Annotated in this window: 14 protein-coding genes and 2 pseudogenes; 8 read left to right on the forward strand and 8 right to left on the reverse strand. The window is 71.9% G+C overall.

Annotation, left to right across the window (positions count from 1 at the left end; genetic code table 11):
- Positions 1-238 precede the first annotated feature (238 nt).
- Entirely contained in the window at positions 239-1741 is a 1503-nt protein-coding gene (locus tag ACH4LD_RS37960; RefSeq protein ID WP_398058389.1) for an MFS transporter, read from the forward strand.
- Between the two features lie 77 nt (positions 1742-1818).
- Positions 1819-3633, forward strand: a complete 1815-nt coding sequence (locus tag ACH4LD_RS37965) for an acyl-CoA dehydrogenase (RefSeq protein WP_398058390.1) — start codon at positions 1819-1821, stop codon at positions 3631-3633.
- A 61-nt stretch (positions 3634-3694) separates the two neighbouring features.
- On the opposite strand, the gene ACH4LD_RS37970 is transcribed toward ACH4LD_RS37965, so the two are convergent.
- From ACH4LD_RS37970 to ACH4LD_RS37985, 4 genes are all read right to left on the reverse strand, one after another.
- Positions 3695-4270 carry a transcriptional regulator gene (locus ACH4LD_RS37970; RefSeq protein WP_398058391.1) on the reverse strand — a complete coding sequence of 192 codons (576 nt, stop codon included), beginning with the start codon at positions 4268-4270 and terminating at the stop codon, positions 3695-3697.
- A 53-nt stretch (positions 4271-4323) separates the two neighbouring features.
- Entirely contained in the window at positions 4324-5862 is a 1539-nt protein-coding gene (locus ACH4LD_RS37975; RefSeq protein WP_398058392.1) for a helix-turn-helix domain-containing protein, read from the reverse strand.
- A complete protein-coding gene (locus ACH4LD_RS37980) occupies positions 5859-6170 on the reverse strand; it encodes a helix-turn-helix domain-containing protein (RefSeq protein ID WP_398058393.1) in 312 nt (103 codons plus the stop codon). The genes ACH4LD_RS37975 and ACH4LD_RS37980 overlap by 4 nt, the downstream gene beginning before the upstream one ends.
- A gap of 201 nt (positions 6171-6371) precedes the next feature.
- The gene (locus ACH4LD_RS37985) at positions 6372-7256 is read right to left on the reverse strand and encodes a LysR family transcriptional regulator (RefSeq protein WP_398058394.1); all 885 of its coding nucleotides are present in this window, start codon (positions 7254-7256) and stop codon (positions 6372-6374) included.
- Between the two features lie 116 nt (positions 7257-7372).
- On the opposite strand from ACH4LD_RS37985, the gene ACH4LD_RS37990 reads away from it, so the two are divergent.
- The 6 genes and pseudogenes from ACH4LD_RS37990 to ACH4LD_RS38015 form a co-directional block, all read left to right on the forward strand.
- Positions 7373-8623 (forward strand): MFS transporter, encoded by a 1251-nt coding sequence (locus ACH4LD_RS37990; RefSeq protein WP_398058395.1) that lies wholly within the window; start codon positions 7373-7375, stop codon positions 8621-8623.
- Positions 8624-8680: 57 nt separating this feature from the next.
- A complete protein-coding gene (locus tag ACH4LD_RS37995) occupies positions 8681-9325 on the forward strand; it encodes an NAD(P)-dependent oxidoreductase (protein WP_398058396.1) in 645 nt (214 codons plus the stop codon).
- Positions 9326-9377: 52 nt separating this feature from the next.
- Entirely contained in the window at positions 9378-10289 is a 912-nt protein-coding gene (locus ACH4LD_RS38000) for an LLM class flavin-dependent oxidoreductase (RefSeq protein ID WP_398058397.1), read from the forward strand.
- A gap of 28 nt (positions 10290-10317) precedes the next feature.
- Entirely contained in the window at positions 10318-11649 is a 1332-nt protein-coding gene (locus tag ACH4LD_RS38005; protein ID WP_398058398.1) for an FAD-binding oxidoreductase, read from the forward strand.
- 99 nt (positions 11650-11748) lie between these two features.
- Entirely contained in the window at positions 11749-13221 is a 1473-nt protein-coding gene (locus tag ACH4LD_RS38010) for an MFS transporter (RefSeq protein ID WP_398058399.1), read from the forward strand.
- Between the two features lie 339 nt (positions 13222-13560).
- Positions 13561-13905: pseudogene (locus ACH4LD_RS38015) on the forward strand (integrase core domain-containing protein); the annotation flags it as partial.
- Here the strand turns inward: ACH4LD_RS38015 and ACH4LD_RS38020 are convergent.
- From ACH4LD_RS38020 to ACH4LD_RS38035, 4 genes and pseudogenes are all read right to left on the reverse strand, one after another.
- Positions 13902-14492: a TetR/AcrR family transcriptional regulator gene (locus ACH4LD_RS38020; RefSeq protein WP_398058400.1), complete on the reverse strand. Its 591-nt coding sequence runs from the start codon at positions 14490-14492 to the stop codon at positions 13902-13904. The pseudogene ACH4LD_RS38015 and the gene ACH4LD_RS38020 sit on opposite strands and share 4 nt — an antisense overlap.
- Before the next feature lie 62 nt (positions 14493-14554).
- The gene (locus tag ACH4LD_RS38025) at positions 14555-15328 is read right to left on the reverse strand and encodes a GNAT family N-acetyltransferase (protein ID WP_398058401.1); all 774 of its coding nucleotides are present in this window, start codon (positions 15326-15328) and stop codon (positions 14555-14557) included.
- 37 nt (positions 15329-15365) lie between these two features.
- Positions 15366-15605, reverse strand: coding sequence for a hypothetical protein (locus ACH4LD_RS38030; RefSeq protein WP_398058403.1), 240 nt, complete (start codon positions 15603-15605; stop codon positions 15366-15368).
- A gap of 59 nt (positions 15606-15664) precedes the next feature.
- Positions 15665-15844: pseudogene (locus ACH4LD_RS38035) on the reverse strand (peptide ABC transporter ATP-binding protein); the annotation flags it as partial.

Below are 15844 nucleotides of genomic sequence, written 5' to 3' on the forward strand. Positions count from 1 at the left end.
CGCCGCCGACCGAGACCGGGGACACCCGCCCGAGCCGGAGCGTAGGGCGTTCCCCATGTGTGCCCGGTCGTGTTGCTGGTGCTCCCTCCATGGTTGACCGGCCGCGGCGCGAGAGAGGGTGAGAAAGGTCCGAACCTGGCTTCGCGCGGTGCCGAAAGCGCCCCGGGTGACCGCCCTGCGCGGTGCGCGAGCCGGTTCGGTGCCGTGTCCGGTCCGGTCAGCCCTCGGAGTGCACTCGATGAGTCATGACGTCCACGATCACCGCCCCGCCACAACGGCCCACGACGGCGCACCCCCCGCACGAGGCGACAGCAGACAGTGGTGGGTGCTCGGCGTCATCGCCCTGGCCCAGTTGATGGTGGTGCTGGACGCCACCATCGTGAACATCGCGCTGCCGTCGGCCCAGAAGGAGCTGGGCTTCAGCGACGGCAACCGGCAGTGGGTGGTCACCGCCTACTCCCTCGCGTTCGGCAGCCTGCTCCTGCTCGGCGGCCGGCTGGCCGACCTGATCGGCCGCAAGGCGGTGTTCCTGGCCGGCGTGGTCGGGTTCGCGGCCTCCTCGGCGCTGGCCGGCGCCGCCCAGGACTTCACGGTGCTGGTCGTCGGCCGTACGCTCCAGGGCCTGTTCGGCGCCCTGCTCGCTCCGGCCGCCCTGGCGCTCCTCAACATCACCTTCGCCGGTACGCGGCACCGTGCCAAGGCCTTCGGGGTCTACGGCGCCATCGCCGGTGCGGGCGGCGGCATCGGCCTGCTGCTGGGCGGGGTGCTGACCGAACACCTCAGCTGGCGCTGGACCCTCTACGTCAACCTGGTCTTCGCCGTGCTCGCCGTCGTGGGAGGTGCTGTCTTCCTGCGCGGGGGCCGTCCCGCCGACCGTCCCTCACTCGACATACCCGGTACGCTCCTGGCCTCGGCCGGGCTGTTCTCGCTGGTCTACGGCTTCTCCAACGCGGAGCGCCATCACTGGTCCTCCCCGCTGACCTGGGGCTTCCTGGCAGCCGCCGGGGTCCTGCTGGCCGCCTTCGCCGCGTGGCAGGGCAGGGCGGGACACCCGCTGCTCCCGCTGCGCGTACTGGCCGACCGCGACCGCGCGGCCTCCTTCAGCGTGGTTGCGGTGTGCGGTGCCGGACTGTTCGGTGTGTTCCTGTTCCTGACCTACTACTTGCAGACCTCCCTCGAGTTCGACCCGGTGAGGACCGGTCTCGCCTTCCTGCCGATGATCGGTGTGCTGATGGTCACGGCGCAGATCTCCACGATCGTGCTCGTGCCCCGCCTCGGCCCCAAATACGTCATCCCGGTCGGTGCCCTGATCGCAGCGTTCGCCCTGACCCGGTTCACCGGACTGGGCCTGAGCAGCACCTACGCCGCCGACATCCTCCCCTGGCTGATGGTGATGGGCCTGGGCATCGGCCTGGTCCTGCCACCCGCCGTGAGCCTGGCCACCAGCGGCCTCGTTCCCGAGGACACCGGTGTGGGTTCGGCCACCGTCAACACCATGCAGCAGATCGGCGGCGCGGTCGGCACCGCTCTGCTGAACACCCTGGCCACCAGCGCGGCGACCGCCTACGCGCGCGGCAAGCGACCGACGCCGCAGCTTCTGGCCCAGGCACAGTTGCACAGCTACGCCACCGCCTACTGGTGGTCGGCCGGCTTCTTCCTCGCGGGAGCCGTCATCAGTGTCCTCCTCTACCGCGGGGGTCGCGCCGGGGTCCGGAACGCCGACGAGGCTGCCCGAGGATGAGAGCGCGACATCCGACTCAGTCGGACTGACTGTTCCACTTAGTTGTGCCTTACTGACATCAATTACTATCACTCACTATGAACAATCCCCCCTCCGAGGCGGCCGTCGTGGCGTCCACCACCGCCACGGCGCTGACCGACGCCCTGTATGAAGGCCGCTTCGACACTCTGCACACGCGCTGGCGCAAACTGTTCGCGACCGAACCGTTCCTCTTCCGGGAGGGTCTGGCGCCACAAGAGCGGACCGAGCTGTCCTACGACCGGCTGCGGCTGGTCAACGACGTGGTCGGCAAGCCCGTGGACCTGGTGCGGGACATCGGGGAACTCACCGCGTTGCACGAGTGGATCGGCGTGTCCGACGTAGGGCTGTGCACTGTCAGCTCGATCCACTACAACCTCTTCCTGGGCAGCCTCGTCGATCACGACGGTGAGCGGCGGGACCTGACTCCGTACACCGACATGACCAGGACCGGCACGTTCCTGTGCACGGAGGCGGGCCACGGCAACAGCGTCTCGCAACTGGAGACGACGGCCACCTACGACCCCGCCGAGGGCGTCTTCGAACTGCACACACCGACACCGGCCGCGGCCAAGTTCATGCCCAACACCAGCTCCACCGGCGGGCCCAAGGACGCCGTCGTGGCCGCCCGGCTGATCGTGGGCGGCACCGATCACGGCGTCTTCCTCTTCCTCACGCCCCTGCACGACGACGCCGGCCGCCCGTTGCCCGGCATCACGGTCACACGGCTGCCGCAGACCTCGACCAGTCCCGTCGACCACTGCCGGACCGTCTTCGACCGGGTCCGGCTGCCGTACGAGGCCATGCTCCAGGCCGACCACGGCCGGCTCGCGCCGGACGGCACCTTCACGAGCGCCGTCGGAAGCAAGCGGAAACGCTTCCTCGCCTCCGTCGGCCGGGTGACCGCCGGCAAGCTGTGCATGAGCGCGTTCAGCCTCGGCGTCACCCGCAACGCCCTCGCCGTCGCCGTGGCCCACGCGCACAACCGGCGGACGAGCGGTGTCCGCACCGGCGAGACCGTGCCGCTGTTCGCCTACCGCAGCCACCACGCCCCGCTGGTCGAGGCCCTCGCCACCACCTACGCGGCGTCGTTCCTCCAGCGCTGGGCGGTCCGGCGGTGGGCCGAGGCCACGGAGCCCGAGCAGCAGGAGGACGCCGAGCGCGCCATCGCCGTCGCCAAGGGCTGGATCACCTGGCAGGGGCGCGCGGTGATGACGGAGTGCCGGGAACGCTGCGGCGCGCAGGGCCTGTTCCTCGTCAACGGCATCGCCGGGCAGATACCGGCCCACGAGGGCGCCATCACCGCCGAGGGCGACAACCTGGTGATCTGGGCCAAGGCGGCGGGCGAGCTGCTGCTCGGCCACTTCACCCCGCAGCCGCCGGTGCCCGTACCGGACGGCGCGGACCGGCTCACCTCGCCCGAGCACTTGCAGGCCCTGCTCGGTGACATCGAGCGTGTCTGGCACCAGCGCGCCCGCACCCGGCTGCGGGCCGGAAGGCCCGGCGACCCGCTGGGCCGCTGGAACCAGGCGTCCACCCCGGCGCTGCGGCTGGTCGAGGCGCATGCCCGGCGGCTGGCCGGCGCTGCCCTGCTGGAGGCCGCCGACCGTACGGCCGACGCACAGGCACAGGAGCTGCTGTACGCGCTGCACCGGCTGTTCGCCCTGCGGAGCATCGCCCCGCACACGGGGGACCTGCTGCTGACCGACCGGCTGCGCCCCGAGGATGCCGTCGTGCTGCCGGACGCCACGGACGAGGTCATCGGAGAACTGGTTCCCGCCGCGCTCACGCTGGTGGCCGGCTTCGGCATCGCCGAGGAGCTGCTGAGCGGCTACCCGATCGCGACGCGCGGCACGGGAGAGCTGCCGTACTGACGCCGACGGGCGCCGTCGTCAGGGGCGCAGGCTCCGGCGCTCGGGGCCCGGCGTTCGGGGCTCAGGCGGCGAAACCGATGTTGGTGACGTACTCGTACTGGCCCCACTCGGACCCGAGGTCCACCACCGCGTCGTAGATCCAGGCGTCGTCCAGTGCCTGCGCGTCGCCCGCCGCCCAGGCCTCGACGATGCGGTCCCAGCGGCGGACGTTGAGTGTGCGGTAGGCGACCACCCGCTGGCGGGGGCGCAGGACCTGGGACTGGTTGAGCGGGTGGAACTCCACGCGGGTGCCACGGCCCTCACGGTTGAGGCGCGCCAGCAGGTAGCGGGAGACGTTCTGGCGGCGGACCGTGCGGTACGCCGTCTCGATCCGCTCCAGGTTCCGCTTCGAGGGGTTCCGTTCCTCTCGCAGCCAGGCCCTGAGCGTGCGGTCCGTGACGGTCAGGCCGGCCGCGCGGGCCGCCTGGCGGGACTGGTCGCTGCGGGTGAGGTACCGCAGGCGGGCGAGCAGGCCGCGCCGGGCCGTGACCGGGGTGGCGACGAATCCGGCGAGCGCGTCCAGTTGCCGGGCGACGGCCTCGTACCCCTTGATGCCCTGCGCCCCGTACGCACCGAAGTTGAGCGTCCTCTCCGGCATCTCCCTGTCTCCCGCCGCCCCTCGATCCGATACGACCTCACGTACGCGTCACGCTACACGTCCTGGCCGACCGCCACCGGGGTGCCGACGGTGTACACGTCCTTCACCTTCACCTCGCTGACGCCGCGCCCCTCGGGGAACACCGCCCGCCAGTCACCGGTCACGTGGAGTTCGTCGGTGCCCATGGCACGGACGACCATCAGCCCCTCGTCGTAGGCGCGGTGCGCCTTCCACCACAGGTTCGCGAAGGCCTGGGAGCGGATCAGGTGCATCCAGTCGGTGCGGTACAGCTCCCGGTTGTAGTTCGACTCCCCCATGGTGGAGACGAACTTGGAGTACATGGCCTTGACGTACTCCAGCGTCACCTCGTCGTCGGCGGCGATCGCGCGGTCCCGGGCGTCCTTGAGCGCCACGCGGAACTTCTCCAGCAGGCCCTCGGTGGCGCCGGAGGTCCAGGACTCGTGGATCTCCGGCGGGTCGCACAGGCCGTACTTCGGGCCCGACAGGCGCAGCAGCAGGCGCAGGGTCGGCTCGGTCACCCAGAGCGGGCCCGGCTCGTCGCGGCTGCCGATGGGGTTGGGCAGGTAGGCGTCGTGCTCCCAGGCGGGCGGGGTGATCAGGTGGACGCCGGCGCGGCGGCGGTCGTGCTGGTCACCGGTGGAGTGTTCGAGCTGGCCGAGCGGCAGGTGCGTCTTGAGCGCGGACAGGTAGGCGCCGTTGACGTCGAGCGCCGTGACCTCGAACTCGCCGGGCGGCAGTTCGGGGCGGGTCCACTTGGGGCGGGCCTCCCAGATCTGGTCCGGGCCGCGGGAACTCTGCTTGCGCAGGACGTCGGGCAGCCAGGGGTGCGCGACGATGTCGTACCGGCCGCCCTTGCGGGTCTGGTCCAGCAACGCCATCGCGTCCGGGATGGCCCGCCGCACCAGCGCGGCGGTCGCCGCCTCGACATCGCCGCCGTGCTGGTCGAGGGCGGCCGACACGGCGGCGGCGATCAGGTCGGGGTCCTCGGCGGTCTTGAGCCGGCGGCCGGCGGGGACGACCTTGACGCCGCCGCCCGTCCGCGGGTGGGAGCGGGCGGGTGAGGCCGTGGGCGGGGGTGGAGGCTCGGCCGGCCGCGTGTGGGAGGTCGTGCGCGCGGGTTCGGGTGCACCGCAGTGCGTGGGCTCCAGGTGTTGCGGGAAGCCCGCGACCTGGTGGCGGGCGGGCTGTCCGCACAGGACGCAGGGCCGGGGGGTGGACAGGGCCACCACGTCCTCGTCGTCGTCGCTGCCGTGGTCGGGGTGCCGGCCGGCCCCGGCCTCCGCCGACTCCGTCTCCTGCGGCTCCGTCTCCTCCGGCTCGGCCGGGGCCGCCGCCAGTTTCGTCCGCGCCCCCTTCAGGAAGTACGCGTACTTCTCCCGTACGTCGCCGCTCGGGTCGCGTCCGCCTTCCCAGCCCGCGACCGTGGACGGGCTGACCTCCAGGGCCCGCGCGAGCTGGGTACGGGAGAGGTTCAGTCCCTCGCGCAGAGCACGCCGCTCCTCGGCGGGCGGCAGGGGGGATTCCTGCCTGGCGCCGGCGAGCAGGGCGTCGATCGCGTCGAAGTCCGTCATCGGGCCCCCTCCTCCGGTACGGCGGGACGGGCGGTGGTGGCCCGCCCGCCGGAGAGGCGGCGGCGGGCCGCGGGCAGCGCCTCGACGGCGCGGGTGGGTCCGGCGAGGAGGTCGAGGACGTCCACGCCGTAGTGTGCGGCGACCGCGTCGCAGTCGGCCAGGCTCCAGGCCGCGTTCCCGGACTGACGGCGGCTCACCTGGGCCTGGCTCACCCCCAGCGCGACGCCGAGATCGGTCTGCGACTCGCCGGTCGCGTGCAGGAGTGCTGCCACCGCGGACCGCACTCGCTCGGCCAGACCCATGCTCATGGAGCCGAACCTAGCACAGAGAACGCATGGCTCATGTGTGACTCGCATGAGAGTGGAGTCAGATGGAGTTTCCTGTTCACCTATTCATGTCATGACCCGGCACACGCACTGCCGTACGTTGGCCCGGTGAGCGAGCACGACGGAGATCGACCGGCTCGGGTGCGCCGGAGCCGCTCCGGCCGCGGGAACGGGCCGGTCGTCTCAGGTCACGAACTCGCGCGCCATCGCGATCATGGCGCGCGCCGCAGCACCGGGCCGGTACTCGCTCGGCACGGCGAGGGACAAAGGCCAGTTCAGGTCGGCGTCACTCACCGTCAGGGTGGCGATGTCCGCGGTCTCCCGGAGGGCGAACCGGGGAAGGAGCGCCACCCCGAGACCGTGCCGTACGAAGTCCACGCCGGTGCCGACGTCGGTGATCTCGACGGCGACACGGCGGGGCACGGACGCGGCCGCGAAGGCGCGGTCGGCCACGGTCCGGTTGCCGTACCCCACCGGGGAGTCGACGAAGTCGAGACCGGTCAGCTCGGCGATGGACACGCTGCGCCGTCCGGCGAGCGGATGACCGGCCGGTACGACGAGGTCGAGGACGGAACTCGTGAGGTCGGTCAGTGTGACGCCGGCGGGACGGGGTCCCGGCACCGAGACGAAGGCGAGGTCGAGGCGTCGTTCGAGGAGGGCGTCCACCAGTCCCTGGGAACCGGAGGGCAGCGCGCTGGTCTGGAGCACCACACCGGGGTGACGGCGATGGAACTCGCCGAGCAGCGCCGGGAGATCCAGCAGTCTGACCGAGGTCATCGTCCCCAGCCGGAGGGTGCCGCGCAGCCCGCCGCGCACCTCGGCGACGGCGTCCGCCGCCTCGCGGGCGGCGTGCAGCGTGGCGCGTGCGCGGGGGAGGAGGGCGGCGCCGGCGTCGGTGAGCAGCACGCGTTTGGAGTTGCGGTCGAGCAGCGGGGTGCCGAGTTCGCGTTCGAGGCTCTTGATCGTGCTGGAGACCGCGGACTGGACGATGTGCAGGCGGGCCGCGGCACGGGTGAAGTTCGCTTCGTCGGCCACGGCGACGAAGCATTCGAGCTGGCGCAGTTCCATGGCTCAAGTATCTCTCTGAGAGATGGTCATGCTCTCCAAGTTTCGTTGGACGAGATTGTTGAAGCGGTCCACTCTGTTAAGCGTTCAAGCAAACACCTCAGCCTGGAGAGTCCCCCATGGCACAGTCGATATCCGCGCCCCGCCCGCGCACAGCAGCGCCCGCCGGCACCCGCGCCAGTGCCCGCCGCCACGGCGTCGGCTTCTCGCTCATCGCGTTCGCCTTCCTGACCGCGATGGCGTTCTCCACGGTCCCCACGCCGCTGTACCCGCTGTACATGGCGAAGGACGGGTTCTCCACCTTCATGGTCACCGTCGTCTTCGCCGCCTACGCGGTCGGCGTGGTGATCAGTCTCGTCCTGGCCGGTCACATCTCCGACTGGGTCGGACGCAAGAAGATCCTCATCCCGGCAATCGGCCTGGAGCTGATCGCCGCACTGCTCTTCCTGACGAACACGTCGCTGCCCGTCCTGCTCGTGGCCCGGCTCGTCACGGGCCTCGGCGTCGGCATGGTCACCGCCACCGCGACGGCCCACCTGCACGAGCTGCACACCGCGCACCGGCCCGGTGCCTCCGCCCAGCGCTTCGAGCTGGTGTCGACCGCGGCCAACATCGGCGGCCTCGGTGTCGGTCCGCTCGTCGCCGGCTTCCTGGCCCAGTGGGTCACCGGCCCCCTGCGCACCCCCTACATCGTCTTCGCCGTCCTGCTGCTGGCGAGCATCGTCGCCATCGCCCTCACGCCGGAGACGGTCGAGGAGCAGTTGGTCCGGCCCGCGTACCGGCCCCAGCGCATCTCGGTCGACCACGGTGACCGCGCCGGGTACACCGCCGCCGCTGCCGCCGGGTTCGCGTCCTTCGCCGTCTTCGGCCTGTTCACCTCGGTGGCCCCGGGCTTCGTCGCCGGCGCGCTGCACCACCCCTCCCGCGCGCTGGCCGGTCTGATCGTCTTCGCCGTCTTCGGTGCCGCCGCCGCCGCGCAGAGTCTCACCACCCGGCTGACCACCGCCGCGAAGCGCCGACTGGGGCTGCTGGCCCAGGCGGCCGGTGTCGCGACGCTCGTCATCGGGATGCACACCGCGAACCTGGCCGGGTTCCTCGTCGGCGGCATCGTGGCCGGCATCGGCGCTGGCGTGCTGTTCAAGGCGTCCCTCGGTACGGTCGCCGCGCTGGCCGTCCCCGCCAAGCGCAGTGAGGCCCTCGCCGGACTGTTCCTGATCTCCTACCTGGGCCTGACCGCGCCGGCCGTCGGCATCGGTGTGGCCACCCGTTCCTTCCCCGCCACCACGGTCATGACCTGGTTCGCCGGCGTCCTCCTGGTCCTGCTCGGCGCGGTCGCCGTCCTGGCCCGGCGCCGCTCGAACGCCGGCTGACCCACGTCACCGGAGCGCTTCCCCCAACCCCTCTGACCAGACAGGATCGGCACAGCCGTGAAGATCGCCATCATCGGAGCCTCCGGGCGGCTCGGCGGAACGATCGCCCGGGAGGCGCTCGCCCGGGGCCACGAGGTCGTCGCCATCGGCCGCAACCGGGCCGCGCTCGCCGCGCTGGAGGGGGCCCGAGCGGTCCCCGCCGACCTCGACGACCCGGACTCGGTCGTCGACGCCGTCGCCGGCAGCGACGTCATCGTCTCGGCGGTGACCGACCGGACCACCGCCGACCGCTCGCGGATCCCCGCCACGGCCACCCTGCTGCTCGACCTCGCGCCACGGGCGGGCGTCCGGCGCGTGGCCTTCGTCGGCGGGGGCGGCAGCCTGAACATCGCCCCCGGCCTGCGTGCCCTGGACGCACCCGCCTTCCCCGAGCGGTTCCGGGCCGAAGCCCTCGCCCAGGCGGAGGCGCTGCGCATCCTGCGGGACACCGGGGACGACGTCGAGTGGACCTACCTCAGCCCCCCGCCGCACTACCTCCTGCCCGGCGCGAAGACCGGCCACTACGTGGTGCGGGCGGGCGACGACGCCGTCGTCAACGCCGACGGCGAAAGCACCATCACGGAGGGGGACTTCGCGGCGGTCCTCGTCGACGAACTGGAGCGAAACCGCCACCCACGGCGCCGGTTCACCGCCGCTTCCTGAGAACCGCCCCGACTCTCGCGGACCCGCACGGTCCGCGGAAAGGACACCTGTCGTGAACGACACCCGTTTCGGCGTCTTCCTCAGCCCGCACCGCGACAACGGCCTGCTCATCGACAACGCCCAGGCCGCCGAGAGCAGCGGGTTCGACTTCGCCTCCGTCCAGGACCACCCGTACGTCCCGGACTTCCTCGACCCCTACGTCCTCATCAGCCACCTGGCGGCGCGTACCAGCACCCTGCGCTTCCTCACCGACGTCGCCAACCTTCCGCTCCGCCCGGCTCCCCTGCTCGCGAAGACCGCGGCCAGCCTGGACGTCCTGTCCCGGGGGCGGTTCGACCTCGGGCTCGGCGGCGGCCGGTCCTGGCCGCAGATCGCCGGCCTCGGCGGACCCACCTGGACGCCCGGTCAGACGGTGAACGCGATCGACGAGGCGATCACGGTGCTGCGCGCGATGTGGGAGCCGCGCCCCTCCGTCACCCTCCCGGGCAAGACCTACTCCCTCGACGCGGTGGCCACCGGTCCGGCCCCCGCCCACCCCATAGGGATCTGGCTCGGCGCGTCCGGCCCCCGCATGCTGGACCTCCTCGGCCGCCGGGCCGACGGCTGGATCGCGCCGCTGGCCACCCCGTTCGAGACCAAGCCGGCCGCGCAGGACGCCATCGACGCCGCCGCGCGCGCCGCCGGCCGTTCCCCGCGGGACATCCGCCGGGTGATCCAGCTGGTCGGTTCCGTCACCGGCTCGACGTCCCCTCTGGAGGTGCCGCTGTCCGGGCCCAACGGCCGGCCCGTGCACGCCAACCCCGACCAGTGGGCCCGTGTCATCGCCCATTTCGTCACCGAGCAGCGCTTCGACGCGGTCAACCTCGTGCCGGAACGCGAAACCCCCGACCAGATCAGCCTCTTCGGCGAGCACGTCATCCCCGCCGCACGGCGGCTCGTCGCCGACCAGAGCCGCGCCGCCTGAGCCGTCCCGCACATCCCAGGAGCCCTCCGTGAACCCCGTCGCCACACGCGCCATCGACCTCGCCGGCCTCCCGGCCGCGCTCTCCGGCACCGCCGTCACTCCCGGCGACCCCGCCTACCAGGACCTCCGTTCCAGCCACGTGCGCGGCGGGCGCCCCGCGCTCGTGCTGCGTCCCCGCAATGCCCTGGAAGTGGCCGAGGCGGTCGTCTTCGCCGGCACCCAACCGGTCGCGCTGTCCGTCCGCAGCGGCGGTCACGGGTTCAGTGGCAGGTCAACGAACGACGGCGGCATCGTCATAGACCTGTCCGCGATGAACCGCATCGACGTCCTCGACGAGAGCACCCGTCTGGTTCGGGTCGAACCGGGAGCTTCCTGGGGCGCGGTGGCGACTGCCCTGCACCCGTACGGATGGGCGATCACCTCGGGGGACCACGGCGCGGTCGGCGTCGGCGGCCTGGCCACGGCCGGCGGCATCGGCCTGCTGGGCCGGGAGCAAGGCCTGACCATCGACCGGCTGCGGGCCGCCGACATCGTCCTGGCCGACGGACGGCGGCTGCGAGCCAGCGCGGACGAGCACCCGGAGCTGTTCTGGGGAATCCGGGGCGCGGGATTCGCCCTCGGTGTCGTCACCGCGTTCGAGTTCACCGCCGGGCCCGTCGGACTGCTCGGCCACGCCCGACTGGTCCACGACGCCACCGACACGGCGGAGTTCCTCCAGGACTGGGCGGCCGTCGCCGGATCGGCACCCCGCGACACGACGGCGTTCCTCACCATCGGTCAGCCCTACGGCAGGAAGGTCATCGCGCAGAGCACGATCCTGGTCGACTCCGAGGACCCCGGCGTCATCCGGGACCGGCTCCAGCCCTTCGCCGACCTCTCGCCGTCGCCGGCCCAGCGCGTCGGACTCGTGGACTACTCCGACGTCGTCTCGGAGACCGGTCCCTCCTCCCCCGCGTACGGCGAACCGGTCAGCCGCAGCGGCCTCCTCGACCGTCTCACCCCAGCCGCGGCACGGGCCGCCGCCCGGCTGGTCACCAGCGGTGAGTCCTACTTCTTCCAACTGCGCGCGATGGGCGGCGCCATCGCCGACGCCGACCCCGCGGACACCGCCTTCGCGCACCGGTCGGCCGCCTTCCAGGTCGTCGCGATGGGCACCGAGCCCGACGGCCTGGACCGGTACTGGGAGCCGCTGCGCTCCCAGCTGTCCGGACTGTACGTGAGCTTCGAGACCGACACCCGCCCGGAACGCCTGGCGGAGGCCTTCCCGCCGGACACGCTGGCCCGGCTGGTCGCCCTCAAGCGGCGGTACGACCCGCGGAACCTGTTCCACGACAACTTCGACCTCGCTCCCGTGCTGTAAGAGCGCTGTCGCACGCCGTCCCCCAGCCGCACCGGCGTACCGCCTGCGTCACCTCGCGCCCGCCGGTGACCGGCGCCCCACTCCGATCGGACTTCCGTCATGACACACCCGACCCCCGGGTCCAGTCCGGCCTCCGGCCCCGGCCAGCCGGACGGCCGCCCGGACGAGTCCCCGAACGACGCGGGGACGGCCGCGGCAGCGGGCGCGGCCTGGGTGCTCGCGCTGGCCGCCGCCGCGCAGTTCGTGCTCCAGCTCGACTTCAGCATCATCAACGTCGCCCTGCCCGCGATCCAGCGCCGGCTCGGTTTCACCGATGCCGGACTGCAGTGGGTGGTGACCGGCTACGCCCTGACGTACGGTGCGCTGCTGCTGGTCGCCGGGCGCGCCGCCGACCTGATGGGCCGCAAACGGGCGCTGCTCGTCGGACTGACGGCTTTCGGGCTCAGTTCGCTCGCCGGGGGCCTCGCCACCTCGGGTCTCGTGCTGGTGGTCGCCCGGCTGGCGCAGGGAGCGAGCGCCGCCCTCGTCGCGCCGGGTGCGCTCGGTGTGCTCACCGACGCCTACACGACGCCCCAGGGCCGGGCGCGCGCCCTCGGTGTCTTCCAGGGCAGCAGCGCCGCCGGAGCCACCGCGGGCATCGTGCTGGGCGGGGTGCTCACCGAGTACCTGGGCTGGCGGTCGGTCCTGCTGGTCAACCCGCCGGTGATCGCGGTCCTGGCATGGCTGATGGCACGCAAGCTCCCCGCCGGCCACCGGGGACCGGCCGGCGCCCGGCTGGACCTGCCCGGTGCCGCGCTGGCGACCACGGGCGCCGGCGCGCTGATCTACGGACTGAGCGAGGGCCAGCAGCGCGGCTTCGGCAGCGCCCCGTCGCTCGTCCCGCTCCTCGCCGCCGTCCTGCTGACCGGTGTGTTCGTCCTGGTCGAGAACCGGTCCGCCGACCCCATGCTGCCCTTCGCCCTGCTGCGGGACCGGGCACGGCGCACGGGGCTGGTCGTGATGCTGCTGCTGGGCGGAGTGGTCGCCGGCTACGTGTACTTCGTGTCCCTGTACCTGCAACGGGTGCGCGGCATGTCCACCCTGCTGACCGGCCTGGCCCTGATCCCGGCGACGGCGCTCGTGATGGCCGTGTCCGTCCTGCTCACCCGGCAGGTCCAGCCCCGCCTCGGGCTGCGCCGGACACTCCTGCTCGCGCTGGCGTTCGTCGGCGCGGGCCAGCTCTGGCTGTCGACGCTCACCGAGCACAGCGGTTACGTCACCCATGTCCTGCCGGGCATCGTCCTGACGGCGGTCGGCATGGGACTGGCGTTCCCCACCAGCTCGGTGGCGATCACGTCCGACGTCCCGCCGGCGCTGCGCGGTCTCGCCGGCAGCATGTTCGTGACGGCCCAGCAGCTGGGGTCGGCCGTGGGGCTGGCCGTACTCGCCACGATCGCGGCCGCGCGCACGGGCGGCACGGGTTCGCCGGCCGCCGGGTACGCCCTGTCGTACCTCGTCGCCACGGGCGTCGTGGCGTTGACCGCCCTCGCGGTCGCGCTCCTCTTCCCCCGCACGGACGACCGGCGAAGCTGATCGGGCCGCGCCGTCAACAGGGTCTGATCAGCGCCTTCTCGGGCATGTCCCACTCCCCGGCCTGGCAGGGCGCCGCGGCCGCCCGCACGACGGTCCCGCCCTGGGGCCTGCGGCCGGCCCTACAGCCACGGCGAGTGCGCGGTTGACACAGTCGTCACATCCTCGCGTGGCCTGTGAAGGAGCGAACATGACCGACCTCGCCACCGCAACCGCGTCCCGTGGCCTCCTGATCGGGGGCAAGGACGTGCCCGCGGCCGGCCCCGAGGACGTCACCCGGGCCGTCGACGCCGCGCACGCCGCGTTCCCGGGGTGGGCCGGAACCGCCCCGTCGGTACGCCGCGGGCTGCTGCATGGTTCGCCGCCCAGGGCGTCGCCGTCGAACGCGTCCTGACAGACAACGCCTGGGCCTACACCAAGAACACCTGGCGCGACACCTGCTCCGAGCTGGGCATCAACCCCCGCTGGACCAGGCCCTGGCGGCCGCAGACCAACGGCAAGGTCGAACGTTTCCACCGCACCCTGCTCGACGAATGGGCCTACCACCGGCCCTACACCTCAGACCGCGAACGCCGGGCAGCGTTCCCCGACTGGCTGGACTGGTACAACTACCACCGACCCCACACCGGCATCAGCGGCCAACCACCAGCCAGCCGCGTCACCAACCTGTCCGAACAGCACACCTAGGGCCGGCAGCTTCGCAGAACGGACTCGATGACGTCGTCCAGGCCGTGTTCCGTCAGTTCCCGCGGCAACACACCGTCGACCGCCAGGCGGGCGTACCCGTACAACGCCGCGAACACCGGAAGGGCGACGCGTTCCGGCGTCCCGGTCCGCACCTCGCCCCGACTCTGCCCGTCGGCGATGAGGGCGACCAGCTGTGCGGACCACCGTCGAGCGGCCTCACGCAGTTCCGGTGACGTCCGCGCCCCGATCTCCGCGGGGAACATCAGGCCGAGCAGCGCGCCGTTGGCCACCGCGAACCCGAGGTAGGCACGGGCCACGGCACCGAGCCGTCCCGCGAACGTCCCGTCGGCGCTTGTGCGGGCGGCTTCGGCGGCCGTGGCCAGACGTTCGAATCCCCTCAGCGCCAGGGCGTCGAGCAGGGCCTGCTTGCTCCGGAAGTGCCGACTCGGCGCGGCGGGGCTGACACCGATGTCCCGGGCGATCTCCCGCAGAGACAGGGCGCCCGCTCCCTTCTCACGCACCCTCTTCTCGGCATGGGCGAGCAGTTCTGCGGGCAAGTCCCCATGATGATAGGAGCGACGGTTCACGTCATGAGACTAACTCATGCCTGACTCTTTCCATAGACAGCTGATATCAATATCCACACATGTCACCGCGTGTAGCGGGTCCACCGCTCCACCGTGCGGAACCCGAGGGACTCGTACACGGACAGTCCCTGCTCGGACGAGAGCAGGTACGCCAGTCGCGCGCCCCGTTCCCGTTCGGCCTCCAGGATCGCCGAGGTGATGGCCGCACCGTACCCCTGCCTGCGCCGACCGGGCGGAACCGAGATGTTGTAGATGCCGACGCAGCCTTCTGCGCGCAGTGCCAGCCCCGTCGCCACGACCTCGCCGTCCACCTCGGCCAGGTATCCGGTCGCGCACGGCAGGCCCAGTATCTCGGCAGCGCCCAGCAGGCTCATCACTTCCACCGGTGCCTCGAAGCCGGCCGCCAGCGCCGTGGCGAAGATGGCACTGTCCTCGGGCCCGGACCGCCTCATGGCCCACCCTTCGGGCGAGGGACCGCCCAGCCGGCCTCCGGCTGCCAGCTCCCGGAGCATGAGGGGGATCCGCGCCACGGTCGTCATCCCCTGAGCGGCCGCCGCATCGGCGATCTCCGCATCCGGCTCCGCCCTGACCTGGATGCACCACGGAACATCGATCTCGTCGGCGGCGCGCTCCGCCAGTTCGGCGACAAGGCCGGGACGCGGGGAGGAACGGACGTCGATGACGCCGTTCACCGACGCCAACGGGGCACCGGTGGCCAGAAGGGCCAGGCCTGGCTCGGCCCGCACGCACAGGCCTCCCGGCAGGGCCCCGGCGATGTCGGCGACATTGTCAAGCCATCCCTGTGCGGCGACATCAGCCAAGTCAAGTGTTTCCATGCCTGTGACTGTAACAGTCAGTACTTGTGACTACGGATCACTTCGGCATCGCTTGTTTCCGCACCTCGGCCGCGGTCGGCTCCGAACGGTCACCCAGCGCGCCAGCAGCGGCCGCAGCCCGCGCGATACGCAGTGTCTCCCGCTCCTCGTGGTCGGGGCGATGGATGAACCAACCCAGCAACAGCCAATAGACCGTCGCGATCACCCGGAGGGGAAGGAGACCGGCCTGCACGACCCCACGCAGAAACCTGTCGGACAACACACCATCGCGCATCATGGTTCACAACTATGTCAGGCTCCTTCCCCTGGTGTGGTCCTCGTTATCGAAGTCTTGAGTCACCTATCCGCGATCACTTGTTTCTCCTCGGCGAAGTGGCAGGCCGAGGGGTGGGCGGCGGGACCGGTTGTGTAACGGAACTCCGCCGGGACCGCGAGCAGTGGGTCTTCGTGGGTGCAGCGTTCCTGCGCCTTCCAGCAGCGGGTGCGGAAGCGGCAGCCGGTGGGGATGTTGGTGGG

Source organism: Streptomyces sp. NPDC017676 (genome assembly GCF_044329325.1).
GTDB lineage: Bacteria > Actinomycetota > Actinomycetes > Streptomycetales > Streptomycetaceae > Streptomyces.